The following is a 26,889-nucleotide window of genomic DNA, read 5'->3' as shown; positions in this document are numbered from 1 at the left end:
TCAGGCCGCGGCGGCGCGGCCGAGGGCGGCGGAGACCGCGGAGAGGATCGCCGCGAGGTCGTCGTCGGTCATCGGGGTCGAGAGGGCCATCAGGCCGTAGCTCGCCATCAGCACGCCCTCGTTGAGGAGCGCGCGGAAGAAGGCCGCCTGCCGCGCCGCCTCGGCGGGCCCCGCATGGGCGGAGCGGTAGTCGCGGACCGGGCGGTCCGTGAAGTGGATCTTCAGGAGCGAGCCGAGGCCGGTGGCGCCGCCCGGCACCCCGCTCCGCCGGAAGGCCTCGTCGATGCCGGTGCGGACGCGCTCGCCCATGGCGTCGAGCCGGGCGAAGGCGGCCTCGTCGAGCAGCTCCATCGCGGCGAGACCCGCCCGCATGGTCACCGGGTTCGCCGAGAAGGTGCCGCCGGCGGGAAGCGCGGGCTTGCCGTCGCTCGGGTCGAACACCGCCATCACCTCGGCCCGGCCCCCGGTGGCGCCGACCGGGAAGCCGCCGCCCATGATCTTGCCGAAGGTCGTGAGGTCGGCCTCGACGCCCCAATGCGGCTGGGCGCCGCCGTGGCCGAGGCGGAACGTGATCACCTCGTCGAAGGCGAGGAGCGCGCCGACCTCGCGGGTGACCTCGCGCAGGGCCTGGATGTAGGCCCGGTCCGCCGGGACGAGGCCGGCGCGGTTCGGCATCGGATCGACCAGCACGCAGGCGAGGTCGGGGCCGTGGGCGCGGATGAGGCTGACGGCGCCGTCGATGTCGTTGAAGGGAATCGTGATCACGTCGTCGAGGACGCCCTGCGGGGTGCCGCGCGCATAGGCGACAGAGGCCGGCGGCGCCTGGGTCCAGGTCTCCGGACGCGTCTCCAGGCTGACCTCGGCATAATCGTAGGAGCCGTGATAGGCCCCCTCGCACTTGGCGATCTTCGGCCGCCCGGTGAAGGCGCGGGCGGCCTTCAGCGCGTTCATCACCGCCTCGGTGCCGGAATTGCTGAAGCGGATCCGCTCCACCGAGGCGACGCGCCCGCAGAGCAGCTCGGCGAGTTCGACCTCCGACAGGGTCGGCAGCCCCGGGGCGCTGCCGAGGCGCATCTGGCTGCACGCCGCCTCGACCACGACCGGATGCGCGTGGCCGTGGATCAGCGAGGTGAAGTTGTTGATGCAGTCGATGCGGGCGACGCCGTCGAGATCGATCACGCGGCAGCCCTCGCCGCGCTCGGCGTAGAGCTGGTAGGGCTTCATGAACACGGTGGTGCGCGTGTTCCCGCCTGGCAGGCTCGCGCGGGCGCGGTCGTGCATCGCCTTCGAGCGCGATGCCGGATCGGGATAGGTCATGGGTCAGCTCCTGGACCTGGCGCCTGCGCCGGGCGGGCGGGCGGGATGGGAACCGGATCGCCGCGGGGCGGTGCCGCTCGGTCCGGCAGGGGTCAGCGGCCGAGATAGGCCTCGCGCACCCGGGCATCGCTCCGCAGATCCGCCGCCGGGCCGGAGAGGACCACGCGGCCGGTCTCGAGGACGTAGCCGCGGTCGGCGACCGCGAGGGCCAGCACGGTGTTCTGCTCCACCACGAGGATGGTGAGGCCGCTCGCCCGGATGCGCCCGACGCGCTCGTAGACCTCCTCGGCGAGGCGCGGCGCGAGGCCGAGGGAGGGCTCATCGAGGAGGAGGAGCTTCGGGCGCGCCATCAGGGCGCGGCCGATGGCGAGCATCTGCTGCTCGCCGCCGGACAGGGACCAGCCGAGCTGGCGCCGCCGCTCCTTGAGGCGGGGGAAGAGGTCGAACGCGAAGGCGAGTTCGTCCGCGTAGGAGCCGCCGGGCCGGCGCCAGGGCGCGGTGGCGACGACGAGGTTCTCCTCGACGGTGAGGCCGGGGAAGATGCGCCGGCCCTCGGGCGCGTGCGCGATGCCGAGCCGGACGCGCTTCTCGCAGGAGACGCTCCCGAGGGATGCCCCCGCGAGGCGGATGTCCCCGCCGCGGATCGCGTTCAGTCCCGAGATCGTCTGGAGCAGCGTCGTCTTGCCGGCGCCGTTCGCGCCGATCAGCGCCACCGTCTCGCCGGCTCCCACCTCCAGGCTGACGCCGTGCAGGGCGACGATGTCACCGTAGGCGACCGAGAGGTCCTCAACGGCCAGCATGGGCAGCCCCCTCGCCGAGATAGGCGGCGAGCACCGCCGGGTCGGCCTGCACCGCGGCCGGCGTGCCCTCGGCGATCTTGCGGCCGAAATTCAGCACGACGACGCGCTCGGCGAGCCGCATGACCATGCCCATGTTGTGCTCGATGAGAACGATGGCGCTGCGGTCCTCGCTGCGGATCGCCCGCAGGCGCGCCATCAGGTCCTCGACCTCGCCGAGGTTGAGCCCCGCCGCCGGCTCGTCGAGGAGCAGCACCCGGGGCTCGCAGGCGAGCACCCGCGTCAGCTCCACCATGCGCCGGTTGCCGTAGGACAGGGCCGAGACCGGCTGCTCGGCCAGGCGTTCGAGCCCCATGCGGCGGAGCTGGGCGAGCGCGTGCTCCCGCAGGGCCGCCTCGCTGCGCCCCTTCCGGTTGGCGGCCCCGACCATGATGTTCTCGACCACGCTGAGGCGCGGGAACAGGCGCCCGTGCTGGAAGGTCCGCCCGAGGCCGGCGCGGATGCGGTGATGGGTCGGCAGGCGGGTGACGTCCCGCCCCTCCAGCAGGATGCGCCCGGCCGTGGGGACGGAGAGCCCGGTGAGGACGTTCAGGAGCGTCGACTTGCCGGCGCCGTTCGGGCCGATCAGGGCGACGAACTCGCCGCTCCCGACCCTGAGATCGACCTCGGCCAGGGCGACGAGGCCGCCGAACCGCTTGGTGATCCCGGTCGCGTCGAGGGCGCTCGTGCCGGCGGGCATCATCATGGCCGGACGACTCCGTCGAGGCCGGCGGCCGCGGGCTCCGGCGGGCGGACGGGGCGGCGCCAGCGCCGCAGGAGGCCGACGATGCCGGTCGGCAGGAAGACCAGGATCGCCAGCATCATCAGGCCGAAGAAGGCGAGGTAGCCCTCGCCGAGGACGCGCAGCCATTCCGGCAGGAAGGTGAGGAGGGCCGCCCCGATGATGGCGCCCGCCACCGTGCCCTCGCCCCCGACGATCAGCATCGACAGGAAGGTGATCGCGTGGGCGTAGTTGAAGTCGTCCGGCGAGACGAAGTGGACGTGGACCGCGAACAGGCAGCCGGCGATGGCCGCGTAGACCGCCGACAGCGCGAAGGCGGTGACGCTCACGCCCGTCACGTTGACCCCCGTCATCGCGGCGGCGGTCTCGTCGTCGCGGACCGCCATCATCGCCCGGCCGAGGCGGGAGGCGTGGATCGCGAGGGCGGCGAGGGCCAGCAGCGCGAGGGCCGCGAGCCCGAACCACAGGAAGGTCCGCTCCCCGTCCAGGGCGTGGCCGGCGAGGCTCAGGCCCGGGATCTGGGCGATGCCGTTCGTGCCCCCGGTCAGCTCGATCCAGTTCGCCGCGACGATGCTGAAGCTGACGTTGAGCCCCAGGGTCGCCAGGGCGAGGTAATGCCCCTTGAGGCGCAGGAGCGGATAGCCGAGGGCCGCGGCGACGAGGCCGGTGCCGGCGACCGCCGGGACGGCGGCGAGCCAGGGCGACCAGCCGGCCCGGGTGGTCAGGATCGCGAGCCCGTAGGCGCCGAGGCCCACGAAGGCGGAATGACCGAGCGAGATCAGCCCGGCATAGCCGAAGGCGAAGTTCAGCCCGATCACCGCGACGGCGGCGATGACCGCCATGTTGAGGAGCCGCAGCGTGTATTCCGAGACGGTGAAGGAGAGGACGAGGCCGGCGAGGATCAGCGCGGCGAGGGCGAGGACGGAGCGCACGAGCCTCACCCCCGGTCCTGGATGCGCTCGCCGAACACCCCTTGCGGGCGCACGAGCAGGAACAGGATCATGGCCCCGAAGGCGATCAGGTCCTTGTAGGCCGACGAGATGTAGGAGGCCCCCAGAACCTCGGCGAGGCCGACGAACAGCCCGCCCGCGATGGCGCCCGGCAGGCTGCCGAAGCCGCCGATGATCGTCGCCGCGAAGGCCTTCAGCGCGATCGGGTCGCCCATGTTGACGTCGGCGAACCACATCGGCCCGAGCATCAGCCCGGCGATCCCGGCGAGCACGGCCGCCAGCACCCAGGTGAAGGCGAGGAGGGCGTTGACCCGCAGGCCCATCAGGCGGGCCGTCCGGGCGTCCTGCGCGACGGCCCGCATGGCGATCCCGAGGGCGGTGCGGTTGAGAAGGAGCCAGAGCAGCCCGATCAGCAGCGCCGTCGCGACCACGACCGCGACCGCGTGGAGCGGGATCACCGCGCCGCCGACCTCCAGCATCATCCCCTCGACGGGCGACGTGAGGCGGAACGGCCAGGAGCCGAAGGTGAGGAGGGCCGCGTTCTGGAGCGTGATGCCGATCGCCACCGTGCCGATGATGATGGTGACGACCGGGCTGCGGCTCAGGGGCAGGTAGACCGCGGCGTAGAACAGGAGGCCGAACAGCGCCATCACGGCGAGCGCCCCGAGATAGCCGACCGGCAGCGGCCAGCCCGCATTCACCAGGGTCGCCACGCCCGCGAAGGTGCCCAGCATGACGAACTGGCCGGCCGCGAAGTTCACGACCCCCGTGGCGGAGTACACGATCACGAAGCCGATCGCCGCGAGCGCGTAGACGCTGCCGAGAGCCAGCCCGTTCGTCATGAGTTGGATGAGATCAGCCATGAGCCGCTGCCGCGCGTCGCCGCCCTCCGGACATCGTCAATCGAGCTTGACGCTGGTGATCGCCTCGAGGGTCTTGCTGCCGGGCTTCGCCTTGACCACCGCGACGTCGCGCACCCCGTTGCCCTTGGCGTCGAAGGCGTAGGCGTGGCCGATGCCCGGCCAAGTCTTCACCCCGGCGAGCCAGTCGCGCAGGGCCTTGGGATCGGTGCCGACCTCGCGCATCCCGTCCGCCATCAGCATCGCGCCGTCGTAGTAGGCGAGCCCGTAGGCGTCGGCGTCGGTGCCGAACTTGGCCTTGTAGCGCTCGGCGAAGTCCTTCATGCGCCCGCCGACGCTCGGATCGACGAAGGCGTCGACCACGCCCCAGACGTTGTCGAGATCGGCCGGGGAGAGGAGCTGGAGGGCGGCCGGAACGAAGGCCGCCGAGGAGGCGACGATCGGCATCTTCAGGCCGAGCGCCTTGGCTTGGCGCAGCAGGAGCGCGCCGTCCGCCGGGTAGCAGAACACGAAGATCACGTCGGCCCCGGCCGAGCGCAGGCGCAGGAGCTGGGCGGAGAAGTCCTTGTCGTTCTGGCCGTAGGCCTCGCGCGCCGCCACCGTCAGGCCGGCATCCTCCAGCCGCTTCGCCGCGACCTGGGCGCCGCCCTGGCCGAAATCGTTCTGGATGGAGAGGATGCCGGGCTTCGTCGCCTTGAGCCGGGCGGTCATGAACTGGACCATCGCCCGGGCCGCGATGCTGTCCGTCGGCCGGATGCGGAACATCCAGGGATTGCCGTTCTCCGCGACCGCGTCCGCGCCGCCGGAATACATCACCGGGATCGCCGCCTTGGCGACTTCGGGGGCGACGGCGAGGTTCTGCGTGGAATAGCTCGTCAGGAAGGCGAAGGGCGGCTTCGTCTCCTGCACGAGCTTCACGAAGGCCGACACGGCGGTGCTGTTCGAGGCGCCCGCATCCTCGATCACGAGCTTGATCGGCCGTCCCTTGATGCCGCCGGCCTTGTTGATGTCCTCCGCCGCCATGGTCAGCGTGTTGAAGTAGAGCTTGCCCGTGAGGGAGAGCGGCCCGGTCGTCGGAACGGTCGCGCCGATCGCGATCGGCTCCTCCGCGGCCCGGACGGCGTTGGCGGCGAGGAATGCGGCGGCGAGCGCGAGCGCCGTCCTGCGTGTCTGAGCCATGATCCGCCCTCCCGGCAGCTTCACACGACCGGTGATCCGGTCTATAAGTTCCGATAAACGGGAATTAGTTCCGTATTTCGGTTTGAGGGTACGATGCCCCGGAAGATTGTCAATCGCGCTTCGGCAGGCAGTTTGCCCGATTTGGCCGCACCGTCCGGGATCCGGACCGCCGTGGAGACCGGGACGGAAGAGGTGCCGAGCGGCGCCGGACCACTCGACCGCTACATGACGGTGCTGGAGCTGGTCGCGACCTTCCCGGACGCGATCACCATGAGCGACGTCTGCACGCTCCTCGATCTGCCGAAGACGAGCGCCCACCGCCTGCTCGCGGGCCTGCTCCGGGCCGGGCTCATCGAGGGCGGGGGCCGGCACCGCACCTACAGCCTCGGCACCCGTCTGGTGCGGCTCCTGCACACCTCGGCGGAGGATGGCTGGATCATCGCGCTGGCGCGCCCGACCCTCGAAGCGCTCACGGCGGAGCGGGGCGAGACCTGCTATCTCACCCGGCTCATCGGGCACGGGGTGCGGGTCGTGTTCAGCGTCTCGCCCGAGGTGCAGTGGCGGAGCTACGTTCAGCCCGGCCTGGAGATGCCGCCGCACGCCGCGGCGACCGCGAAGGCGATCCTGGCCTTTCAGGATCAGGCCCTGATCCGGCGGGCGCTGGAGCGGGACCTCACCGCGCTGACGAGCCAGACCCGGACGGCGCGCGAAGCGATCCTCGCGGACTATGCCGGGGTCCGCGCGAAGGGCTACGGAACCTGCATCTCGGAGATCGACGAGGGGCTGGGGGCGCTCGGCTTTCCGGTGCGCCTCGACGACGGCTCGGTCCTCTACAGCATCGGCCTGACCGGCCCCGTCCAGCGCGTCTTCAACGACGACCTGCCGGTCCGCATCGCCAGCCTGGACAAGGCGGCGGCGACCCTGAGCCGGCTCCTGTCGCACGGATCGCGGATCGCCAAGCGCCCGTAGGAGCCGGAACCGGCCCGATCACGCTGCCGCGCCCTCGGGATCAGCTCGGCCGGCGCTCGATCCGCTTGGCGTTCAGCGCCCTGCTGACCGCACCCCTGCTGCGCCCAGGATCTTCGCGAGCGGCCTTGCGGAGACGCCTTCGGCCATGAGTGCATATCATCGGGATCAGGCGGCCTCGCTCTCCGGTCGCAGGGACGGACCGATGACCTGCATGGTCTTCGATTGCGATGCCGGCACGCAGGCGAGGATCTGGGTTCCGGCTGCGCGCCGTGAACTGAAGCCGGTCCCGGCCGTTATCATTCCCCATCCGCGCTCCAACCCTACATGGGGGCCGGCCATGAAACGCTCACGCGAAGCACGGGCGAAGTGCTGGGTTCTGCACGAACTCGACCGCGCACTGGCCCAACAGTCGAGGGCCGGCGCTGCCGGACAGCAGCTCCAGCCAAGGGTGTCGGCGCCTTGAGAAGTCAGGCTGTTCGTCTCTGAGGCTGAGCGGCCGAGGGTCTCTTCGCTTGGCTCGATATGGCGAGGCGCCGACCAGCTACGGGCTCGATCGGCGCGCTTCCAAGGGCTGCTATCGGTTGGAGAGCGGCCGTGCCGGCGGCCGGCCTCGACGATCAGCGCGTGACGAGGCTGGAGACCAACTTGTTGGCAGCATCCGTCAAGGGCGAAAACATCCCGAAGTCGGCGCGATTGACAACAACGAACACGCCAGCGTTTCGACCGGGAGCAAAGGCTAAGTAGCTCATGAAACCAACGCCGCCACCGCTCTTGGTGAGAAGCATCGGTTCAAGACCTCGTGCTGCCACGGCGACCCAGCCGAGCCCGAGGCCAGCCATCGGCGCTCCCTCGTCAAAGCCGATTGCGGCGGGCATCGATTGACGCTGCCGGTAGACGGCGTGGCTGACGACCAGCGTCGCGTTCGTGGGGTCGAGGTTGTGGCGCAGCCAGCGAGCCATGTCGTTGCCCGTGCTGTACAGGCCGCCGCTCCCGCCGGTGGCCTGCGTATCGATGCAGCTCGCCGCCCCTCCGAGACCCGAGCCGATCATCAGGCGTGAGCATTGCTCGGGCGTCGGGGCCAGCCCGGTATCGGCCATGCCGAGTGGCTCGGTGACGTGGCGTCGCAGCAGATTGGCATATGAAGTGCCACCGGCTTTCCCGAGGGCATCCGCCAGAAGGTCGAAGCCGATGTTCGAGTAGGAGGTGATGGTGCCCGGTGCCCATGGCAGTCGATAGCTCGGTAGCCACGCCCAACGGTCGGCGGAGGTCGGCCAGGCCCGGGGATTGGCTCCATCGGGTGCATCGCCCATCTCGCGTGGCAGGCTTGCCGAGTAGGTCGCCAGATCGAGCAAGGTGATTGGCCGATCGTTGAAGGCGGGCACGCGCACGTCGCCGGCGAAGGTCTGCAAAGGGTCGCTCAGCGCGAGCTTTCTCTCGGCCGCAAGCGAGGCGAGTACTTCTGTCGTGAAAACCTTGGCGATCGAGTTGAGCCGCACGAGGCTCGCGCCATCCGGCTTGGCACCCTTCCCCTTTTCGCTCTCACCGTAGCCGCGGATCAGCACCTGATCGCCGCGGACGACGACCAGGACCATGCCGGGAGCCCCCGATTCCCGGAACATGACCTCTCCGGCAAGGTCGGCCGCTGCGGTGAGGATTGGGTCGTCCGCAGCATGCGGGGCCGTCGTAGCCACGAGGGCAAAGGTCAGCGCAGCGAAAGCCATTCGCATGAGGGAGCCTCGACTCTGATCCAGGGCCGAGGTTAACACGCAGTCCGCGCCTCGATCAGGCGCAGGTGCTGCCGCCGAGCCGAGCCTGATCGCGAGGGCAGTCGAAGCGCTCCGCGCGGGCGAGCTCCTAGGTGAGCTGCTCGCGCAACCGGAAGCGCATGACCTTCCCCGATCCGGTCCGCGGGATCTCGTCGACGACGTGGATCGCCTCCGGCACCTTGTAGGAGGAGAGCCGCTGCCGGCAGTGGTCGTGCAGCTCCTGCAGCGCGAAGTCGTGCCCCTCCTTGACGACGATGAACAGGACCGGCACCTCCCCGAGGCTGTCGTGGGGGATGCCGACCACCGCGCAATCGCCGACCCCTTCGAAGAGGCCGGCCGCTTCCTCGATCTCCGCCGGGGCGATGTTCTGCCCGCCGCGGATCACGAGCTCCTTGAGCCGACCCGTGATCGTCAGGAAGCCGTTCAGGTCGCTGCGCGCAAGGTCGCCGGTGTGGTACCAGCCCTCGCGCAGGACGGCCGCGGTCTCGTCCGCCTTGTTGTGATAGCCCAGCATCAGGTTCGGCCCGCGGACGATCAGCTCGCCCTCCTGGCCGATGGGCACATCGCGATTCTCGACCGCGTCGACGATCCGCACGGCGAGGCCCGGGATCGGGAGCCCGCACGAGCCGGGCACGCGCCCGCCCGTCGGCCAGTTCATGGTCACCATGGTGGAGGTTTCGGTGATCCCGTAGCCGTCGAGCAGCGGAACCCCGAAGCGGGCCTCGAACTCGCGATTGAGGGCCGCCGGCATGATGGCGCCGGCCGAGACGCACAGGCGCAGGCCGGGCAGGGCCGCGATGTCCGGCCCGGACGCCTGAAGGAGGTAGTTGAACATCGTCGGCACGCCCGGCATGAGGCTGAAGCGCCCCTCCCCCAGCATCCGGAGCGTCTCCTGGGTCGAGAACTTCTCGCAGAGATGCTCCGTCGCGCCGCTCGCCAGGATGCTCAGGACCGACAGGTTGAGCGCGTAGGAATGGAACAGGGGCAGCGGCGAGAGCACCACGTCCTCGGCCGAAAGGCCGGCGATGGGCGCCCAGCAGGCGGCGGTCACCCAGAGCATGCTGTGCTGCGACAGCTTCACGCCCTTGGCGCGGCCCGTCGTGCCCGACGTGTAGATGATGAAGGACGGGTCGAGCATCGCCGCGGGGTCGCGCACGGCCTCGGCGGGCGCGGTCCCGACGAGGTCTGCGAAGCGGATCCCGTCGCGGCGCTCCGCCCCCCGGTCGACCAGGATCAGGCGGGTCGGGCGCCCGGCCGCGGCGCGGAGCACCGTCTCCGCCCGCTCGTCGGTGGTGATCACCGTCCCGCACCCCGCATCGGCAAGACGGTAGGCGATCTCGGGCTCGGCCGCCTCGTAGCTGATCGGGACGCTGGTCGCGCCGGCCCGCAGGGTCGCGCAGCAGCCCTGGACCCACGCCACCGAATTCGGAAGCATCATCCCGACCGTGTCGCCCGGCTGAACGCCGAATCCCTGGAGATGGCCGGCGAGACGCGCGGTGGTCACCTCCAGTTCACCGTAGCTGATGGACCCGCGCGCGTCGCTGAACGCCGTCTTGTCGCCCCGTGCCTCCGCCTGCCGTCTCAGCAGCTCGGGCACCGGGGCGATCAGGTCGGTTCGCAGCATGGAATCCTCCCGTGACCGTTGGTTCGTTCGCCGCCGCTCAGACCATGCTGAAGCCGCCGCTGATGCTGACGACCTGCCCGGTGATCCAGGCGCCGTGGTCGGAGGCGAGCAGCGCGACGGTCGGGGCGATGTCGGCGGGCTGGCCGAGGCGGCGCGTCGGATAGAACTTGACGAGCTTCTCGCGGTTGGCGTCGACCCAGGCCTTGTCGTGCGCGGTCTCGACCAGGCCAAGGGACACGGTGTTGGCCGTCACGCCGGAGCGGCCCATCTCGCGCGCCAGGGATTTCATCAGGCCGATCACGCCGGCTCGCGCCGCGGCGACGATCGACAGGCCGGATTCGCCGACGCGCGAGGAATCCCCGATCAGGCTGACGATCCGTCCGTGGCCGCTCCTCTCGAGATGGGCGGCGGCCGCGTGGGCCGTGTGGATAGCCCCATACAGGCAGGTGTCGATCTGGCGCTTCCACTCGTCCGGCGTGGTGTCGACGAAGCGGTTGCGCAGGGCGAGGCCCGCATTGTTGACGACGATGCCGAGGGAGCCGAAGTCGGAGACGATCTGCGCGACCATTCCCTTGACCGCCTCGTGGTCCGCGACGTCCGCCGCGTAGGTCTGCACGCGACCGCCCGCCGCCTCGATCTCCGCCGCGACTGTGCGGGCGTCCTCGGCAGAAGAGCGGTAGTTCAGAGCGATCGCGGCGCCCTCGGCGGCGAGCGCCAGGGCGATCTCCCGGCCGACGCCGTTCGCGCCGCCGGTGACGAGAGCGACGCGTCCGTTCAGGTTCAGGTCCATTCTAGTCTCCCCGGGATTGTGCGGTCGTGATGAGCCGGAACAGCCGTTCCGGCGTGACCGGAAGCGCATCGATCTCGACGCGCAGGTGGGACAGCGCATCGGCGAGCGCGTTGGCGATGGCGGCGGGCGCGCCGATCGTCCCGCCCTCCCCCATGCCGCGGAATCCGCCCATCGTGGCGGGCAGTTCGGCTTCGAGATGCACGATGGCGATCGGCGGGATCTCGCTGGCGCCCGGGATGACGTAGTCGGCGAGGCTCGCAGTCAGAACCTGGCCGCTCTCGTCGTAGACGACCTCCTCGGAGAGGGCCGCCCCGATCCCCTGCGCGACGGCGCCGTGGACCTGCCCGTCGACGATCATCGGGTTGATGATCCGCCCGCAATCCTCCGCCACCACGAAGCGGTCGAGGCGCACCTTGAAGGTGACCGGATCGATCTCGAGCAGGCAGAGATGCGTGGCCGAGGTGGCCGTGCCGAAGAACGGGTCGTAGACCTTCGTGCTCTCGAGTTCCTCGCGGGCCTCCCGCGGCAGACGGCCCATCTCCGAATAGACCGCCTTGGCGACCTGCCGGAAGCTCGCGCTCCGGTCGGTCCCCGCCACCCGGATCACGCCGTCGCGCGCGTCGAGATCCTCGACCCCGGCCTCCAGCAAGTGGGAGGCAGCGCGCAGGAGCTTGAGCTTGAGGTCGCGGGAGGCCAGCGTCGCCGCGCCGCCCGCCAGGACCGCGCTGCGGCTCGCATAGGTGCCGGTCCCGTGCGCCACGACCGCGCTGTCGCCCTGCAGGACCTGCACGTCCTCGATCCGGCAGCCGAGCTCGTCCGCGATCACCTGGGCCAGCGTCGTCTCCAGGCCCTGCCCGTGCGAGGCGACCCCGAAGGCAGCCGTCACCGCGCCGGTCGAGTCGAGGCGGATGGTCGCCTGCTCGGTGCCGGTGTTGATCGGCATGCCGGGCGCGGCCGAGATGCGCGAGCCGATCCCGGTCAGCTCGGCATAGGTCGCGAGCCCGATCCCGACGAGACGGCCCTCGGCCCGGGCCGCGGCCTGCGCAGCCCGCAGGCCCTCGTAATCCGCGGCCTCCAGGGCTGCCGCGAGGCTCTCGGTGAAGGCCGAGCGGTCCCAGACGATGCCGCTCGCCATCTTGTAGGGAAACTCGTCCGGCTGGACGAGATTCCGGCGCCGGATCTCGGCCGGGTCGAGGCCGAGCCGACGCGCGGCCATGTCGATCAGCCGCTCCATCACGAAGGTCGAGATCGGCCGCCCGACGCCCCGATAAGGGCCGGTCGGGGCCTTGGAGGTGCAGACGGCGCGCGTGCATCCGCGATAGGCCGGCACCTTGTAGGGGCCGGGCAGGAAACTCGCGACCTGGACCGGCTCGATCGCGGCCGTCCAGGGATAGATCGAGTAGGCCCCGGTATCGCCGATCACGTCGGCCGTCAGGGCGAGGATGCGCCCGTCGCGATCGAGGCCGAGCTCGGCCTCCACGCGCTCGTCGAAGCCGTGGCTCGTCGAGATCAGGTCCTCGAGCCGGTCGCTCGTCCAGCGCACCGGGCGTCCGAGGCGCCGCGCCAGCACGGCGAGCAGGATCTCCTCCTGATAGAGGGATCCCTTGCCGCCGAAGCCGCCGCCGACATCCGGTGCCACCACGCGCACGCCGTGCGCCGGAAGCGCCAGGAGCTCGGCGAGGAGGTCGCGCACGATGCCGGGGATCTGGGTCGAGGAGGTCAGGATGATCTGCCGCCGGCCGCGGTCGTACTCGGCGAGGTAGCTGCGGTTCTCCATGGCGACCGGGGTCTTGCGGTGCATCCGGAAACAGCCGCCAACCCGGATCGGGGCGGCGGCCATCGCGGCGTCGACGTCGCCCCGCCCGAAGCTGCGCCGGACCAGCACGTTGGTCCCGGCCTCCTCGTGGAGGAGCGGTGCGTCGTCCCGGGCCGCCGCCAGGGGGTCGATCACGGTGCCGAGTTCCTCGTAATCGATCTCGACCTGTTCGAGGGCGTCCTCGGCGAGGTAGCGGCTCTCGGCCAGGACCGCCACGACGGGCTCGCCGACGTAACGGACCTTGTCCTTCGCGAGGGGGTACAGGGCTGTCGCGTGGTAATCCTGCATGCGCGAGACGGCGCGCACCGGATCGAGGTCGCCGAGATCGGCGGCCGTGACGACGGCCGCGACGCCGGGCATCATGGCGGCGGCCTGCGTGTCGATCGCCCGGATGCGGGCGTGGGCGCGATCGCTGCGCCGGAAGGCGACGTGGAGGGCATGCGGGACGACCCGGTCGTCCGTGTAGCTGCCCTGGCCGGTCAGGAGGCGGGGATCCTCGACGCGCCTGACGCGGGCGCCGACGTTGCGGGGCCGCAGGCCTTCCGCGTGGAGATCCGGGCCTGTCCGGGCGCGGTCACTCATAGGCGTCGGCCCCCTTCCTGAGCGTCCGCCACTGCGTGTCGTCGTGGCCGCACAGCACCGTGGCGCCGCCGGCCGCGATGCGCCGGATCTCGGCCAGCGAGGCGAGCGCCTCCTCGGTGCTCCACGTGTTCCTCGGGATGACCTCCCGCTCGAGCGTCGCCATCACGCTCACGGCGTCGGAGGCGAGCAGGAAGCTGCCGTCGCGGTCGAGGTTGACGAGGGCGGCGATGGTTCCGGGCGTGTGGCCCGGCACCGGGACGAGCACGATGCGTCCGTCCCCGCACACGTCGTGTTGAGTCTCGATCTCCTGGAAGGTGAGCGTGGGATCCCAGTCGGCCGGCACGTAGCCCATCTGCGGCGCGTCCGGCGCCCGTGCCGCGGCGAGTTCCCGCGCGTGGCAGATCGCCGTCGCCTTCCGGAAGAAGCTGTTGCAGCCGCAATGATCGGAATGCAGGTGGGAGCACACCACCACGTCGATGTCGTCGGGACCGAGACCAACGCAGCGCAGGTTCTCGATCACGGTGTCGCCCTTCGGCGCGACCGGCGTCATCAGCTTCGCCATCCCGCCCCAGCGTGCCTCGGCATTCTCGGCGACCGAGGGATGGCAGCCCGAGTCGAACAGCACGTTTCCCTGCGGATGCCGCATCAGGAAGGCCGAGACGGGAAGCTCGATCGTCTCGCTGCGGTCGGCGCCCGGCTCGAAGATGCTCCTGCGCATCCGGAGGCGGCCGCCCGAGAGGGCGTGCATCTTCATCGACGGATCTCCTCGTGGCGCGCGACGACGGCCCGGACCGCCTCGACGATGTGCTGGTAGCCCGTGCAGCGGCAGAGATTCCCGGACAGGCCCTCGCGGATCTCGTCGTCGGTGGCGAGCGGGTACTTCCGCAGGAGATCGACGCAGGTCATCAGCATGCCGGGCGTGCAGAACCCGCACTGGAGCGCGTGGAACTCGCGGAACGCCTCCTGCAGCGGCGAGAGCGCCTCCGGGCCGCCGAGGCTCTCAACGGTCTCGACGCTCGTCCCGTCCGCCTGGACGGCGAGGGTCAGGCAGGCGCGCGCGCTATGGCCGTCGAGGAGGATCGTGCAGGCCCCGCAGACGCCGTGCTCGCATCCCGCATGGGTTCCGGTCAGCCCGAGATCCTGCCTCAGGAAATCGTGCAGGAGGAGCCGTGGCTCGACGCTCCGCTGGTGGACACGGCCGTTGACCGTGACGGTGATGGCGCGGGTGTTGCTCATCGTGGCGCGTTCCTGGCCCGGTCGACGGCCGTCGCGAGCGCGCGCTCGACAAGGCCCGCGACGAGGTGCCGGCGGTACTCCGCCGAGGCCTTGAGGTCGGTGTTGGGGCGGACGGCGTCGCGGGCGGCCTCGGCGGCGTGCCGCGCGAGATCCGCCGAGGGAGCCTGGCCGGCCAGATCCGCCTCGACCCCCCGCAGGCGGACCGGCGTCTCGTCGACGCCCATGAGCGCAAGGCGCGCTTCCGCGATCCGGCCCCGTTCCAGGCGGATCGTCGCGGCGACGGCCGCGATCGCGAAGTCGCCCGAGCGCTGAGCGAATTCCTCGAACGCCCAGCCGGTCCCGGCTGCGAGGCCCGGCAGGACGATCTCGGTGACGACCTCGTTCTCCTCGAGCGCGCTCGTCAGCGGACCGAGGAAGAACGCCTCCGCCGCGTGGACGCGCTCCTGCCCCGCCGAGCGGGTGTGGATGGCGGCGTCGAGCAGCATCGCCATCATCGGCAGCTCGGCGGCGGGATCCGCGTGGGAGAGGCTCCCTCCCGTCGTGCCGCGGTTGCGGATCGCGAGGTGCGCCACGTGCCCCATGGCGGCGGTGAGGACGGGGAAGCGCTCGCGCACCAGCGGCGAGGTCTCCAGGGCGTGGTGCCGCGTGAGCGCGCCGATCCGCAGGCCCGCTCCCTCCGCGCGAAGGAAGGACAGTTCCGCGACGCGATTGATGTCGACGAGGATGGAGGGCCGCAGCATGCGGAAGTTGAGGAGCGGCACCAGGCTCTGCCCGCCGGCCAGGATCTTCGCATCGCTCCCGTGTCGTGCCAGGAGCAAGACCGCTTCGTCGAGGCTCGCGGGGCGGAGGTAGTCGAACGCGGCGGGCTTCACCTCAGCACCCCCTGAAGGCGGGCTTGCGCTTCTGCGCGAAGGCGTCGCGCCCCTCGCGGTAGTCGCGGCTATCAGCGGCCTCGGCGATCAGCGCCTCCGCGTGACCGAGGTCGAGCGACCCCGTTCCCATCGCCAGACCGTTCAGGATCGCCTTCGCGCCGGCGATCGAGAGCGGCGCGTTCTCCGCCATGGTGGCGGCGAGCGCCCGCGCCTCGATGCCGGCCTCGGCGCCGACGCGGTCCACGAGCCCGAGCCGGAATGCCTCCTCGGCGTCGATCCGCTCGGCGCCGAACAGCAGGCGCTTGGCCGCGGGAAGCCCCACCAGCGCGAGCAGCCGCTGCGTCGAGCGCACGCCGTAGACGATCGAGAGGCGGGCGGCCGGGATGCCGATCCGCGCGCTCGCGTCCGCCACCCGGAAGTCGCAGGCCATCGCCATGTGGTTGGCGCCGCCCAGGCAGTAGCCGTGCAGGGCCGCGATGGTCGGCTGCCGGGCGGCCTGGATCGCGTCGCTGCAGGCATCCACCGCCACCTCGTAGGCCTCGGCCTGCCGGGCGTCGCCGCGGACCTGATCGAACTCCGCGATGTCGGCGCCGGTCGAGAAGTCCGCTCCGGCCCCCGTGAGGATGATGCCGCGCACCTGCGCGTCGGCGGACAGCCGGCCGAAGAGCCGGGCCATCTCCCGCCACATGGCGAGCGTCATGGCGTTGCGCTGCTGCGGCCGGTTGATCGTCACGGTCGCGACACGGTCCGCGATCCCGATCTCGATGTCGCTCATGGCCGGCCCCGGGTCACGCGACCTGCCGGGGCGCGCCCGCGTCCGGGCCGGACACGATCGCGGCGAAGCGCGCGAAGAACTGGTCGGCGAGCTTGCGCGCGGTGGTATCGATCAGCCGCGCCCCGAGCTGGGCGATCTTGCCCCCGACCGCCGCATCGACGCTGTAGCGCAGGATGGTGGCGTCGCCGTCCGGCGCGAGCGCGACCGTCGCGCCGCCCCTGGCGAAGCCCGCGACGCCGCCCTGCCCCTCGCCCGCGATGCGGTAGCCCCTCGGCGGCACGATGTCGGAGAGGCTGACCTGGCCGCTGAACGTCGCCTTGATCGGCCCGAGCTTGGTCGTGACCTTCGCGGCGAAGGCGGTGTCCGAGACCCTCTCCAGGCTGTCGCATCCCGGGATCGCGGCCTTCAGGACCTCCGGATCGTTCAGAGCCCGCCAGACTGCTTCCTGCGGGGCCTCGATGCGGCGCTCGCCCGACATCTCCATGATGAAATCTCCCTGACTGGATGCTCAATCGGCGAGCGGGGCGAGGGCGCGGCGCAGGTCGTCCGGCAGCGGCACCGGCCGCGTCGTCGCGCGGTCGACGTAGACGTGGACGAAGTGTCCCTCCGCCGAGGCCACGTCCTCGTGGTTGCGGAACAGCCCGATCTCGTAGCGGACGCTCGACGTCCCGAGGCGGCCGACCCGGATCCCCGCCGTCACCCGGTCCGGGAAGCTGATCGGCCGGGCGTAGCGGCACTGCGTCTCGACCACGAGCCCGATCACCGCACTCGACGCGATGTCGAGCGCGCCTTCCTCGATCAAGTACTGGTTCACCGCCGTATCGAAATACGAGTAGTAGATCACGTTGTTGACGTGCCCGTAGACGTCGTTGTCCATCCAGCGGGTCGTGATCGCGCGGAACGCCCTGAAGGCGGCGCGGCTCCGGGGCGAGGCGCGCGCGCTCACAGCGATTCACCGTAGATCGTGAGGGCGTCGTCGTAGGTCAGCGCGCGGGGGTTGTTCACGAGGAGGCGGGTCTGCTTCATCGCGTCCTCGGCGAGGCGCGGCAGGTGGTCCGACGTGATGCCGGCCGACCGCAGCGAGGCGTCGAGGCCGAGGGCGGGCGCAAGGTCGGACAGGGCCTGCACCAGGAAGGCGGTCCGCTCCCCGGCCGAGCCGCGAGCGGACGGAACGACGATCCCCGCCAGCTCGGCGTAGAGGTCTTCCGCGGCCGGCGCGTTGAACCGGATCACGGCCGGCAGGACCATGGCGTTCGAGAGGCCGTGGGGAACGTGGAACTGCGCCCCGACCGGGTAGGCGAGCGCGTGCACGGCGGCGACCGGAGCATTCGCGAAGGCCATGCCGGCCAGCATCGCGCCGAGCAGCATCGCGGTCCGCGCGTCCCGGTTCTGCCCGTTCCGGCACACCTCCCGGATGTTGCCGGCGAGGAGCCGCAGGGCCTCGCGCGCGAGCGCGTCGGAGACCGGGTTCTTCCGGTGCCGGCTGGTATAGGCCTCGATGGCATGCACCATCGCATCGATGCCCGTGGCGGCCGTCACGTGCGGCGGCAGGCCGAGCGTGAGGTCCGGATCAAGCACCGCCCAGTCCGGCAGCAGCGGCGGCGCGACGACGCCTTTCTTCTCGCCCGAGCGCGTCGTCACGATCGCGATCGGCGTCACCTCCGAGCCGGTGCCGGCGGTCGTCGGTGCGAGGATCAGGGGCAGGCGGGGGCCCTTGGCGAGCCCGACGCCGTAGGCTTCGTCGAGGGCCTGACCGCCGCGCGCGAGCAGCGCCACGAGCTTGGCGGCGTCGAGAGAGGAGCCGCCCCCGAGGCCGGCGATGCCGTCGGCACGGGCGTCGCGAGCGGCCGCGACCGCCGCCTCGATCACCGTCTCCGGCGGATCGGCCTCGACATCGGTGAAGACCGTCGCTTCGATCCCGGCCTCGCGCAGGCTGGCGAGCGCTTGGTCGAGGAGGCCGGCCCGCGCGATGCCCGGGTCGGAGACCAGCAGGATCGCGCGACATCCAAGATCCCGGAACAGCGGCCCGAGCTTCGCGGAGGCGCCTGCCTCGAGGAGGACCGAAGGGGTCGTCTGGAAGGTGAAACCCTGCATGACGCGGATCCGATGGTGTCAGGGAGGCCCGGCGAACGCATCCGGCCGCCGGGTCACGGGGCCGGCAGGCCCACTCGCTTGCAGAACGAGACTGCGTTCTCAGTTCGTTTTCTGAACGAGCGGGCAGGTGCTGTCGCGCAGCGGCCGGAAGGCCTGCTCTCCGGGAACGATCTCCCGCAGCTTGTAATAATCCCACTCGCCCTTCGACTCGGCCGGCGACTTGACCTCGTAGACGTACATGTCGTGGACCATGCGCCCGTCCTCGCGGATGCGGCCGCCCTTGGCGAAGAAGTCGTTGATCGGCAGCTCGCGCATCTTGGCCATGACGGCGCCCGCCGTGTCGGTGCCAGCGGCCTCGATCGCGCGCAGGTAATGCATCGTCGACGAGTAGTCGCCGGCATCGCCCATGTGAGGCATGCGGTTCATGCGGGCGAAGAAGCGCTTCGACCATGCCCGCGTCTCGTCGTCCCTGTCCCAGTAGAAGGCGTTGGTCAGGATGAGTCCCTGCGCGGTCTCGAGACCCAGCTCGCGGATGTCGGTGATCCAGACGAGCAGGCCCGCGAGGGACTGACCCGTGCCCTGCGTCAGGCCGAATTCGTGCGCGGCCTTGACGGCGTTGACGAAGACCGTTCCGGACCCGGCCAGCGCCACGACCTTGGCGCCGGAGCTCTGGGCTTGGAGCAGGAAGGCCGATTGATCGAGGGTGGTGACCGGATACCGGACGCTGCCGACGACCCTGCCGCCGAGCGATTTCACGACGCTCGATGTGTCCGCCTCCAGGGCGTGGCCGAAAGCGTAATCCGCGGTGAGGAAGAACCAGCTGTCGCCGCCCTGCTTGGCCATGGCACTGCCCGTGCCCTTCGCCAGCGCATAGGTGTCGTAGGCGTAGTGGATGCTGTTGGGCGTGCAGGCGTCGCCGGTGAGGCGCGACGAGCCCGAGCCGTTCACGATGGCGATCCGGTTCTTCTCCTTCGCGACGTTGACGACCGACAGCGCCACGCCCGAATTGATCAGGTTCGCGATCATGTCGACCCTATCGACATCGTACCATTGCCGCGCCTTCGACGAAGCGACGTCGGTCTTGTTCTGGTGATCCGCGGTCAATAGCTCGATCGGCTTGCCCAGGACCTTGCCGCCGAAATCCTCGATCGCCATGCGCACGGCGGTCACCGAGCCCTCGCCGGATTCGTGGGAGAACTGCCCCGACATGTCGGTGAGGACCCCGATCCGCACGACGCCGTCGGAGATCCCGGCCTGCTCTGCGGATGCCGGGCCCGCGGCCCAGACGAGCGCCAGCGCGAACACGGACGCACCCAACCGTCCCATCGTTCACCTCCCTGATCGTCAGCCGGCCTGTGCAAGGCTCTCCGCGCCGCCGTTTCGGATCGGCTCGCTGATCGTAACTTGCATAACTGAACTGATTTTGCGGAGGGCGTCAATAGGCCCTGCGCGGCCGTGCAACCGTGCGCCGGCACCCAAGATGCCGTAAGCGAGGGATTCCGGCCCCGCGCCGGGATGGCGGCAGGACCCGGCGACCGGGCAGGATCGCCCGAGGCGGCGGGCGGAGCGAGGAGTGCGAGCGTGCTGGACGACGCCCCGGAACCGGAAGGACGCCGTGCGAAGCCCGTGCGGGCGGAGACGCGCAGCGCGTCCACCCTGCGCGAGCGCAACTGCTCGGTGGCTCGGACGGTCCGCATCCTCTCGGATGCCTGGGCCTTCCTGATCATCCGGGAGGCCTTCTTCGGCGCGCGGCGGTTCGAGACCTTCCGGGCTGCCCTCGACATGCCGCGGGCCACGCTGACCGAGCGCCTGAAGGCGCTCACGCGCGACGGCGTGTTCCGCCAGGTGCAGGCAGGGGACGCGGCGACGCGGTTCGAGTACCGGCTGACCCGGGCCGGGCTCGACCTCTACCCGAGCTTCATCGCCCTGATGCAGTTCGGCGACCGCTGGCTCGCCGGTGCCGAGGGTCCGCCCCTGCGCCTGATCCATGCGGGATGCGGCTGCGAGTCGAGGCCGTACGTGGCCTGCTCGGCCTGCTCGGAGCCGGTCCGCGTCCGGGAGGTTGCCTATCGGGACGGCCCGGGCGCCGGCAAGACGCCCGTCGACGGCTCGCGGCGGTCGCGCCGCGCCTCGGATCCCGCGCAGTTCGACCGTGGGCGCCCGAGTTCCGTGTCCAAGGCCCTGCAGATCATCGGCGATCGCTGGAGCTTCCTCGTCATTCGTGAAGCCTTCTTCGGGCGCCGGCGCTACGACAAACTGCAGACCGAGCTCAACATCGCGCCCAACATCCTGACGGACCGGCTGGCGCGCCTGGTCGGGAGCGGCGTGTTCGAGCGGCACAAGTACCAGGAGAGCCCGGAGCGGTTCGAATACCGGCTCACCGAGATGGGACGCGATCTCTACGGGCCGATGATCATGATGATGGCTTGGGGCGACCGCTGGCTCGCCGGCGACGAGCCGCCGCTTCTGCTCACGCACCGGACCTGCGGACGGGATTTCACGCCGGTCGTCGTCTGCAGCGCGTGCCGGCAGCCGATCGACTCGCGGTCGATGCGCTACCGCATGTGCTACGATCCGACCACCTACGGCGAGCCGCCCGACGAGGCGTCGACCGCGCCGGGACGCCTGTGACCGCTCGTCCGCAGGCGGAAGACTGCCCCGTGCGCAGACGTTACGCGGTCATTCCGAATCCGAACGTGCCTCGCGCCGCCGGAACGGCCTTCCATCGCACCAAGCCCGGACAGCGTGAAGTAGAGGCACTCGATGCGTGAAGCGGGTCGAGTGGCATGTCGGGATCCGCATCGCCACCCGAATCCGATCGCAGCGTGATCGGGCGCCGCTCTAGTGGCTTGTCTGGGCTGATTTGATGAGTTGCGCGTTGGTGGGGAGCGATCCCGGGAGGCGCGCGATGAAGAAGTACGTTGTGACGCTCACGGCGGCGGAGCGGGATGAGCTTTCTGGGCTGGTGTCGCGCGGCAAGGCCGAGGTGCGCCGTCTCAAGCACGCGCAGGTGTTGCTCAAGGCTGACGCGAGCGCCGCGGGACCGGGCTGGCCCGACGAGCGGATCGCCGCAGGGGTCGGGGTCGGAACGGCGAGCGTGGAGCGGGTGCGACGGCGCTTCGTCGAGGAGGGGCTGGAGCGGGCGCTGAGCCCCTACCGCAAGGGCCAGCGCCTCTACGCCCGCGCGCTCGACGGCGAAGCGGAGGCTCACCTGATCGCCCTGGCCTGTTCATCGCCGCCTCAAGGACGGGCGCGCTGGACGCTGCGCCTGTTGGCCAGCCGCATGGTCGAACTGCAGCCCGTGCCGGGCGTGTCTCACGAGACGGTGCGTCAGACACTCAAAAAAACACTCTCAAGCCGCACCTGAGGAAGATGTGGTGTATCCCGCCCAAGCACTCGGCGGAGTTCGTCTTCCACATGGAGGACGTGCTGGAGGTCTACTGCCGACCCTATGATCCGCGTCGGCCGGTGGTGTGCCTGGACGAGAGCTTCAAGCAACTGATCGGTGAGACCCGCCCGGCGCTGCCCCCGCGCCGCGGGGCGGTGGCGCGCCACGATCACGTCTACGTGCGCAACGGCGTGGCGAGCCTGTTCCTCGCCTGTGAGCCGCTGGCGGGCTGGCGGCACGTGGCCGTCACCGCCCAGCGACGCCGCGTGGACTGGGCGCGCGTCGTGCGCGACCTGCTCGACGGCCGCTATCGCGAGGCCGAGCGGGTGGTGCTGGTGATGGATCAACTCAACACTCATGCCCTGGCCAGCCTGTACGAGGCCTTCCCAGCCGCCGAGGCGCGCCGCCTGGCCGAGCGCATCGAGCTTCATCACACGCCCAAGCACGGCTCGTGGCTTAACATGGCCGAGATCGAGTTGAGCGCGCTGGGGCAGCAATGTTTGGCCCGGCGCATCGCCCAGGTGGACACGCTCACTCAACAGCTGGCCCGCTGGGAGGAGGCCCGCAACGCCGGGCAGACCAAGGTGGACTGGCACTTCACCGCCGGTCAAGCTCGCGACAAGCTGCGCAGTCTCTACCCATCAATTGATCCTTGACAAGGTACTAGCCGGGTTGGAGCACCGCATCGGGCTCAAGCGGCGCCAGATCACGGGCGGTCCGTTCGGACTTCCTGCACGCGATCGCCTCACGCCACCGGGCGATGATCGCGTCAAGCCGGGGCGGCTGATCCGGAGATCCTGATGGCACCGCGGTGTCCTGGCGAGGGGCGGGCGCGGAGGCTGTTTCGGCCGATCTCGTCATGGCCGGCAGCACAGGCGAGGCGGCCTCCCGTGGGCGTTCCGGGACGTCGTCCGCTGGAAGCCGGGGGGCGGCTGCCACCTTGTCAGGGACATTAAGATCGTCTGTCTCTTTGCGATTTCCGCTACCGAGCGGACGCACTCGAGCGAGCCACGCACGGATGGCATCGCTCGCGAGGCGGATGCGATGGGTGTCCTTCACCCGCTCCTCGATCGAGAGATGGCCGCGATGAGCCGCCCACCGGATGGCACTCTGGACCGTGCGGCGGCAGCAACGGGCACGTGCCGCGATCGTCCCGAGGGCGAGGTCGCAGACGTCATGCTCCTGGATGTCGCGGAAGATGATGCCGATCGCGCTGAGTTCCGCGGGGTGGAAGTCCTGCTTGACAGTTCCAGGCCAGGGAGGCCGGTGGCCATTGTAGTAGCGGCGCCGGGTTTGCGCCTGATGCTGGAGACGCTCCTCGTGGGAGACCCGCAACCGGCGCTTGCGCGGGACCGACGGGACCGAGACGGTCCCTGGCGGCTCGGTCGGGCGGTCGCCGCGAGGCTCGGTCTGCGGCGAGGACGACGGGGACGCTCTCATCGTCGCCAGCGTGTCGTAAGCGAAGGCACCCAGCGGCGTGACGCAGCCCTTGACCCCCCCTGCCCTATTCCGGGACCGATGCGCCGCCGTGGATGCGGCCATCCGCTCCTTGCGGCTCTGGATGGCCTGAAAAACCTGGTCGGCATGTTCGTCGAGAAGCTGACCCGCCCCGTACGCCTGAATCGCGTGGGCGTTCAGTTCGTCGAGACAGACGAGCCAGCCACGGCCTTGGATCCTGCCAGCCGCCCGCACGAGCCTGTCCCGGAGCAGTTCGGATACCGCATGCGTGATCATCGGCCCGCTCCCTGGCTGGGACGCGCATCAAGCCGGCGCTGCGATGGGCGGGGACGTCGACCGGCAGCGTTGGCAGAGGCATGGGCGTGCGCGGACGACGAGGGTCCGAAGCCGGGCACCGGCGCGAGCCGACGACCCTGATTGTTCCGACGATGGCGTTCGCCATTCCGGGCGCTGTGCTCGATCCGATGCGTGGTCTGCGCCGCGCCACCGAGGTGCGACCGGAGGGCAGAGGCTGCCATGCCAAGCACCGGGGGCGAGTGCCGCCGGTCTGACTTGGCTGCGGCGGGACCCGATCCCTGCGCTTCCGCAGGGCCGGGCTTGAGGAGGGGAAGCGCCCTCGCAGCCGGCCATGGGCAGCCGGAAGCGCGGGATGGATCGTCGCGCCTTGCGAGCGGCCTGAAGGGCCTCCGCCCGCAGGCCGGATTACTATCCGGGCATGCGACGGCCGTCGCTCGGGCCGTCATCCGGCCAAGCGGTATCGTTCGACGCCGAAACGGCGCCGTCGGGTGTGCCATGTTCCTTGCCTTCGTTCGGGCAAAGGAAATCCGCTCGCCAAAACGGCGTCCGACTCTTGACGGCCATGTTCGGAAGTGCGATTCTCTGAGTCGCCAAACGTCGAGAAGGGCTTTCGGGACTAACGTTCTGGGGGCCTTTTTCTTTTGCCGGATTGATCTCCGCTACGAGCTGGCGGTGCCGGCGCCGATCAGATGGCTTCGTCTCTCCTCTTCACATAATCGCGGAACAGGTCCTCCAGCCGATCGGCGAGGTACGCTCCGAATTCGGGCGCGATCGATTCGTCGATCGTCAGAACGGTTCTGTCGTCTCGGCGATCGATCCGGGCCGCCTTGCCGCAGGCCCAGGACGTCGCCTTCTGCCCGGGCTGACTGAGCGCGCGCAGCACGGCAGCGAAGCGGCCGTCGCTGTCGAGCGATGTGAATTCCGGGGCTTCAGTCGCGGCATCGGCCAGATGCTCCCGGCCGGGAAGCCGTTCGGCGAGAATCGTCCAGCGCGCCCTCCCCGCTTTTCCGGCAGGACCGATGGCCTGCACGAGCTTCTCCGGGATCGCACGGGCGACGGTGATGTAGCGGCTGAGATTGCCCTTCTCCGTCGACAATGCGGCCATGATGACCGCGCGGTCGAAGCCCTGATCCTCCAGGCGGCGCGCGAACAACGCCTTCTCGATGAAGGACAGGTCCTTGCGATCGAGGTTCTCCTTGCCCTGAGCGACCACCAGCTCGTCGTTGGTCAGGTCGCGGACGACGGCTTTGACCTTGATGCCGAGCTTGGCACAGGCGCGCACCCTGCGATGGCCATAGGCGATCTGGAACCGCCCGCCCTCCATCGGACGAACCAAGATCGGCACCTGCTGTCCCGACATCCGCAAGCTGTCGACCAGCTCATCGAAATGGGGATCGGCATCGGTCGCAATGCGATCCGCCACGAACGAGCCAGCAATGTCTTTCGGGTCGATCTCGATGACGGCAGTGCCGGCGGCGAGCTGTTCCTGCAGCCGTGTCGCGGCACGCGCGCCTTCCGTCAGTTCCTTCAGCGACGATCCCATGGCGGATATCGCGCCCGTACGGACGCGATCCGGGGATGAGGCCACAGACCCTGTCGGCGTCGCCGGCTTCTGGATGAAGAGATTGTCGATGGTGGCTTTGCGGCTCAATGTCCCGTGCTCCGGTTGGCAGCTACCAACATTCAGCGACCCCACGCCTCGTTGATGAGGCTTGCGATCTCCCCGTTCACGGCGTCGAGGGACTCCATGGCCCGGTCGTAGGTCGAGCGGGTCATGTTCTCCCGGCCGATCTCGTACAAGGTCTGCTTCGTCAGACCGGCATCCGAGATCGCCGCCGACTTCACCATGGGACTGGTCATCACGTAGTCGCCGAAGAGGTTGCGAAGCAGGGCGACCACCTTGGTCTGCGGGCCGTCTTGCGGCTCGTAGCGGGTCACGAGGTAGCGAATGAAATCGTATTGAAGACCGCCGCCGGCCTCGTCCACGACTGAGAGAAGATCGTTGGTCATCAGGAGAAACTGGCTCATCGACGACACGTCGAGCATCTGCGGATGGACCGTCACGATCATCGACGTCGACGCGCACAAGCCGCTCAAGGTCAGGAAGCCCATATGCGGCGGGCAGTCGATCACCACGACGTCGTACGCGTCCGCGACCTCGTCCAATGCCGCCGAGATCCGGGTGTAGAAGATGTCGTGCGTGCCCTTGCTCCGCAGCGCCATCGGCGTCGCGTGCTCGAATTCCATCAGCTCGAGGTTGCCCGGGACAAGGTCGAGACCATCGAAGTAGGTCTGGCGGATGACCTCTGCCATGGGGCGACGGTGCTCGTCGTAGCGGACCGCCGCGTACAGCGTCTCGTTGGCTTTCACATCGGCTTCGGGCGTGATGCCGAACAGCGCCGACATGCTGGCCTGTGGATCCAGATCGACGGCGAGGACGCGAAAGCCCTGCAGCGCGAGATATTGGGCGAGATGTGCCGAGGTCGTCGTCTTGGCGCTGCCACCCTTGAAGTTCGTGATGGAAATGACCTGAAGATGGTCCTCCCGGCCGCGGCGCGGGAGGAACTCATGCGGTTCCCGGCCACGGACCCCGGTGGCAAGGTGCCGGCGGAGTTCGTTGATCTGCGCCAGGGTGTAGAGCCTGCGCCCGGCGGGAGTCGTTTCCGGGATGGGGCCCTCGCCCGCCAGCGTCATCTTCCGAAGCGTCGAGTCGGACACCTTCAGGAGCTTCGCGGCCTCGCCGGACGTGAATCGGCGAAGGGTCTTCTGGGATACGGGCGGGAAGAGCGCTTCCGACAAAGCCTGAAGCTGGGAGCTCAGGCTGTCGGCATGCGCACCGATTGCGGCGCTGACAGACTCGGTGGAACGGTGCCGAGTCTTTCGCACGGTGGCGGCGTTCGTCACGGATTTTGCACCCTATCCTGCCAGATTCCGTGAAGAGGCCAGATTCGGCTGCGAATGGCAAGGCTTAAGGGGTAAGCGCGTGAGCGGTGAAGCAACGTGGCTCTCCCGCTCGTTGCATCGGAAACCGCAGGGAGACGGGGCGGTGTGCTGCTTCAGGACGGCCCGAGCCTGTCCATGTCGCGATCCGGATCCGTCGTCGGTGCGTTGAGTGGGTCATCATCGTTGCCCACGCCCGCCATCCTCGCACCTGATGTCCCGGGATGCTGCGCCGCCGCGCGCCCGTTCATGGCCGCTCCCCGCGTGGACCTGCCGGGCCGGGACGGACCGCGCCGACGGCCTCGCGGCTCCGCGGCCTGTCCGGCTGCCACCCGCACTGGCCGCGACAGACCTTCACCGAGACCCCGGGGCGCTTGCCGCCATCGAGGCCGGATACC

Annotated in this window: 24 protein-coding genes; 3 read left to right on the top strand and 21 right to left on the bottom strand. The window is 70.0% G+C overall.

Annotated features, from left to right (window positions below; all coding sequences use genetic code 11):
* The 6 genes from ACE101_RS11510 to ACE101_RS11485 all read right to left on the bottom strand — a co-directional run bounded on the left by ACE101_RS11510 (position 1) and on the right by ACE101_RS11485 (position 5,884).
* Positions 1-1,317: an aspartate aminotransferase family protein gene (locus ACE101_RS11510; RefSeq protein WP_379129292.1), complete on the bottom strand. Its 1,317-nt coding sequence runs from the start codon at positions 1,315-1,317 to the stop codon at positions 1-3.
* A gap of 92 nt (positions 1,318-1,409) precedes the next feature.
* Entirely contained in the window at positions 1,410-2,117 is a 708-nt protein-coding gene (locus ACE101_RS11505) for an ABC transporter ATP-binding protein (RefSeq protein WP_379129290.1), read from the bottom strand.
* Positions 2,104-2,859, bottom strand: coding sequence for an ABC transporter ATP-binding protein (locus ACE101_RS11500; RefSeq protein ID WP_379129288.1), 756 nt, complete (start codon positions 2,857-2,859; stop codon positions 2,104-2,106). The genes ACE101_RS11505 and ACE101_RS11500 overlap by 14 nt, the downstream gene beginning before the upstream one ends.
* The gene (locus ACE101_RS11495) at positions 2,856-3,836 is read right to left on the bottom strand and encodes a branched-chain amino acid ABC transporter permease (RefSeq protein ID WP_379129286.1); all 981 of its coding nucleotides are present in this window, start codon (positions 3,834-3,836) and stop codon (positions 2,856-2,858) included. Before ACE101_RS11495 ends, ACE101_RS11500 begins: the two co-directional genes overlap by 4 nt.
* Positions 3,833-4,708, bottom strand: a complete 876-nt coding sequence (locus tag ACE101_RS11490; RefSeq protein ID WP_379129284.1) for a branched-chain amino acid ABC transporter permease — start codon at positions 4,706-4,708, stop codon at positions 3,833-3,835. Before ACE101_RS11490 ends, ACE101_RS11495 begins: the two co-directional genes overlap by 4 nt.
* A 36-nt stretch (positions 4,709-4,744) precedes the next feature.
* Positions 4,745-5,884, bottom strand: a complete 1,140-nt coding sequence (locus ACE101_RS11485; RefSeq protein ID WP_379129282.1) for an ABC transporter substrate-binding protein — start codon at positions 5,882-5,884, stop codon at positions 4,745-4,747.
* Positions 5,885-6,055: 171 nt separating this feature from the next.
* Between ACE101_RS11485 and ACE101_RS11480 the strand changes: the two genes are divergently transcribed.
* The gene (locus ACE101_RS11480) at positions 6,056-6,853 is read left to right on the top strand and encodes an IclR family transcriptional regulator (RefSeq protein ID WP_379129280.1); all 798 of its coding nucleotides are present in this window, start codon (positions 6,056-6,058) and stop codon (positions 6,851-6,853) included.
* A 617-nt stretch (positions 6,854-7,470) separates the two neighbouring features.
* Here the strand turns inward: ACE101_RS11480 and ampH are convergent.
* The 12 genes from ampH to ACE101_RS11420 form a co-directional block, all read right to left on the bottom strand.
* A complete protein-coding gene (ampH, locus tag ACE101_RS11475) occupies positions 7,471-8,580 on the bottom strand; it encodes a D-alanyl-D-alanine-carboxypeptidase/endopeptidase AmpH (protein WP_379129278.1) in 1,110 nt (369 codons plus the stop codon).
* 127 nt (positions 8,581-8,707) lie between these two features.
* A complete protein-coding gene (locus tag ACE101_RS11470) occupies positions 8,708-10,243 on the bottom strand; it encodes a class I adenylate-forming enzyme family protein (protein ID WP_379129276.1) in 1,536 nt (511 codons plus the stop codon).
* A gap of 37 nt (positions 10,244-10,280) precedes the next feature.
* The gene (locus ACE101_RS11465) at positions 10,281-11,033 is read right to left on the bottom strand and encodes an SDR family NAD(P)-dependent oxidoreductase (RefSeq protein ID WP_379129273.1); all 753 of its coding nucleotides are present in this window, start codon (positions 11,031-11,033) and stop codon (positions 10,281-10,283) included.
* Between the two features lies 1 nt (position 11,034).
* Positions 11,035-13,431: a xanthine dehydrogenase family protein molybdopterin-binding subunit gene (locus ACE101_RS11460; RefSeq protein ID WP_379129270.1), complete on the bottom strand. Its 2,397-nt coding sequence runs from the start codon at positions 13,429-13,431 to the stop codon at positions 11,035-11,037.
* Positions 13,424-14,185: an N-acyl homoserine lactonase family protein gene (locus tag ACE101_RS11455; RefSeq protein WP_379129268.1), complete on the bottom strand. Its 762-nt coding sequence runs from the start codon at positions 14,183-14,185 to the stop codon at positions 13,424-13,426. The genes ACE101_RS11460 and ACE101_RS11455 overlap by 8 nt, the downstream gene beginning before the upstream one ends.
* Entirely contained in the window at positions 14,182-14,667 is a 486-nt protein-coding gene (locus tag ACE101_RS11450) for a (2Fe-2S)-binding protein (protein WP_379129266.1), read from the bottom strand. The genes ACE101_RS11455 and ACE101_RS11450 overlap by 4 nt, the downstream gene beginning before the upstream one ends.
* Positions 14,664-15,539: an FAD binding domain-containing protein gene (locus ACE101_RS11445; RefSeq protein ID WP_379129263.1), complete on the bottom strand. Its 876-nt coding sequence runs from the start codon at positions 15,537-15,539 to the stop codon at positions 14,664-14,666. The genes ACE101_RS11450 and ACE101_RS11445 overlap by 4 nt, the downstream gene beginning before the upstream one ends.
* 1 nt (position 15,540) lies before the next feature.
* Positions 15,541-16,314: an enoyl-CoA hydratase/isomerase family protein gene (locus ACE101_RS11440; RefSeq protein WP_379129261.1), complete on the bottom strand. Its 774-nt coding sequence runs from the start codon at positions 16,312-16,314 to the stop codon at positions 15,541-15,543.
* Between the two features lie 13 nt (positions 16,315-16,327).
* Complete coding sequence (locus tag ACE101_RS11435; protein WP_379129259.1) at positions 16,328-16,798, bottom strand: SRPBCC family protein; 471 nt, start codon at positions 16,796-16,798, stop codon at positions 16,328-16,330.
* Between the two features lie 24 nt (positions 16,799-16,822).
* Positions 16,823-17,260: an acyl-CoA thioesterase gene (locus ACE101_RS11430; RefSeq protein ID WP_379129257.1), complete on the bottom strand. Its 438-nt coding sequence runs from the start codon at positions 17,258-17,260 to the stop codon at positions 16,823-16,825.
* Positions 17,257-18,408 carry an iron-containing alcohol dehydrogenase gene (locus tag ACE101_RS11425; protein WP_379129254.1) on the bottom strand — a complete coding sequence of 384 codons (1,152 nt, stop codon included), beginning with the start codon at positions 18,406-18,408 and terminating at the stop codon, positions 17,257-17,259. The genes ACE101_RS11430 and ACE101_RS11425 overlap by 4 nt, the downstream gene beginning before the upstream one ends.
* Positions 18,409-18,507: 99 nt before the next feature.
* Positions 18,508-19,734, bottom strand: a complete 1,227-nt coding sequence (locus ACE101_RS11420) for an ABC transporter substrate-binding protein (RefSeq protein ID WP_379129252.1) — start codon at positions 19,732-19,734, stop codon at positions 18,508-18,510.
* A gap of 255 nt (positions 19,735-19,989) precedes the next feature.
* On the opposite strand from ACE101_RS11420, the gene ACE101_RS11415 reads away from it, so the two are divergent.
* On the top strand, positions 19,990-21,039 hold the full coding sequence (locus ACE101_RS11415) for a winged helix-turn-helix transcriptional regulator (RefSeq protein ID WP_379129250.1): 1,050 nt from the start codon (positions 19,990-19,992) through the stop codon (positions 21,037-21,039).
* A 277-nt stretch (positions 21,040-21,316) separates the two neighbouring features.
* Positions 21,317-22,452 (top strand): IS630 family transposase gene (locus tag ACE101_RS11410; RefSeq protein WP_379129248.1). Its coding sequence is split into 2 segments (ribosomal slippage): positions 21,317-21,749 and positions 21,749-22,452, totalling 1,137 coding nucleotides; the frame shifts between segments, so codons are not numbered across the junction.
* A gap of 7 nt (positions 22,453-22,459) precedes the next feature.
* On the opposite strand, the gene ACE101_RS11405 is transcribed toward ACE101_RS11410, so the two are convergent.
* The 3 genes from ACE101_RS11405 to repA form a co-directional block, all read right to left on the bottom strand.
* Positions 22,460-23,530: a hypothetical protein gene (locus tag ACE101_RS11405; protein ID WP_379129246.1), complete on the bottom strand. Its 1,071-nt coding sequence runs from the start codon at positions 23,528-23,530 to the stop codon at positions 22,460-22,462.
* 706 nt (positions 23,531-24,236) lie between these two features.
* Positions 24,237-25,202: a plasmid partitioning protein RepB gene (gene repB, locus ACE101_RS11400; RefSeq protein WP_379129244.1), complete on the bottom strand. Its 966-nt coding sequence runs from the start codon at positions 25,200-25,202 to the stop codon at positions 24,237-24,239.
* Between the two features lie 32 nt (positions 25,203-25,234).
* Positions 25,235-26,455 carry a plasmid partitioning protein RepA gene (repA, locus tag ACE101_RS11395; protein ID WP_379129242.1) on the bottom strand — a complete coding sequence of 407 codons (1,221 nt, stop codon included), beginning with the start codon at positions 26,453-26,455 and terminating at the stop codon, positions 25,235-25,237.
* Positions 26,456-26,889: the final 434 nt, after the last annotated feature.

Origin of the sequence: Methylobacterium carpenticola, assembly GCF_042748905.1 — a bacterium.
GTDB lineage: Bacteria > Pseudomonadota > Alphaproteobacteria > Rhizobiales > Beijerinckiaceae > Methylobacterium > Methylobacterium carpenticola.
This window is presented reverse-complemented; position numbering and strand designations above follow the sequence as displayed.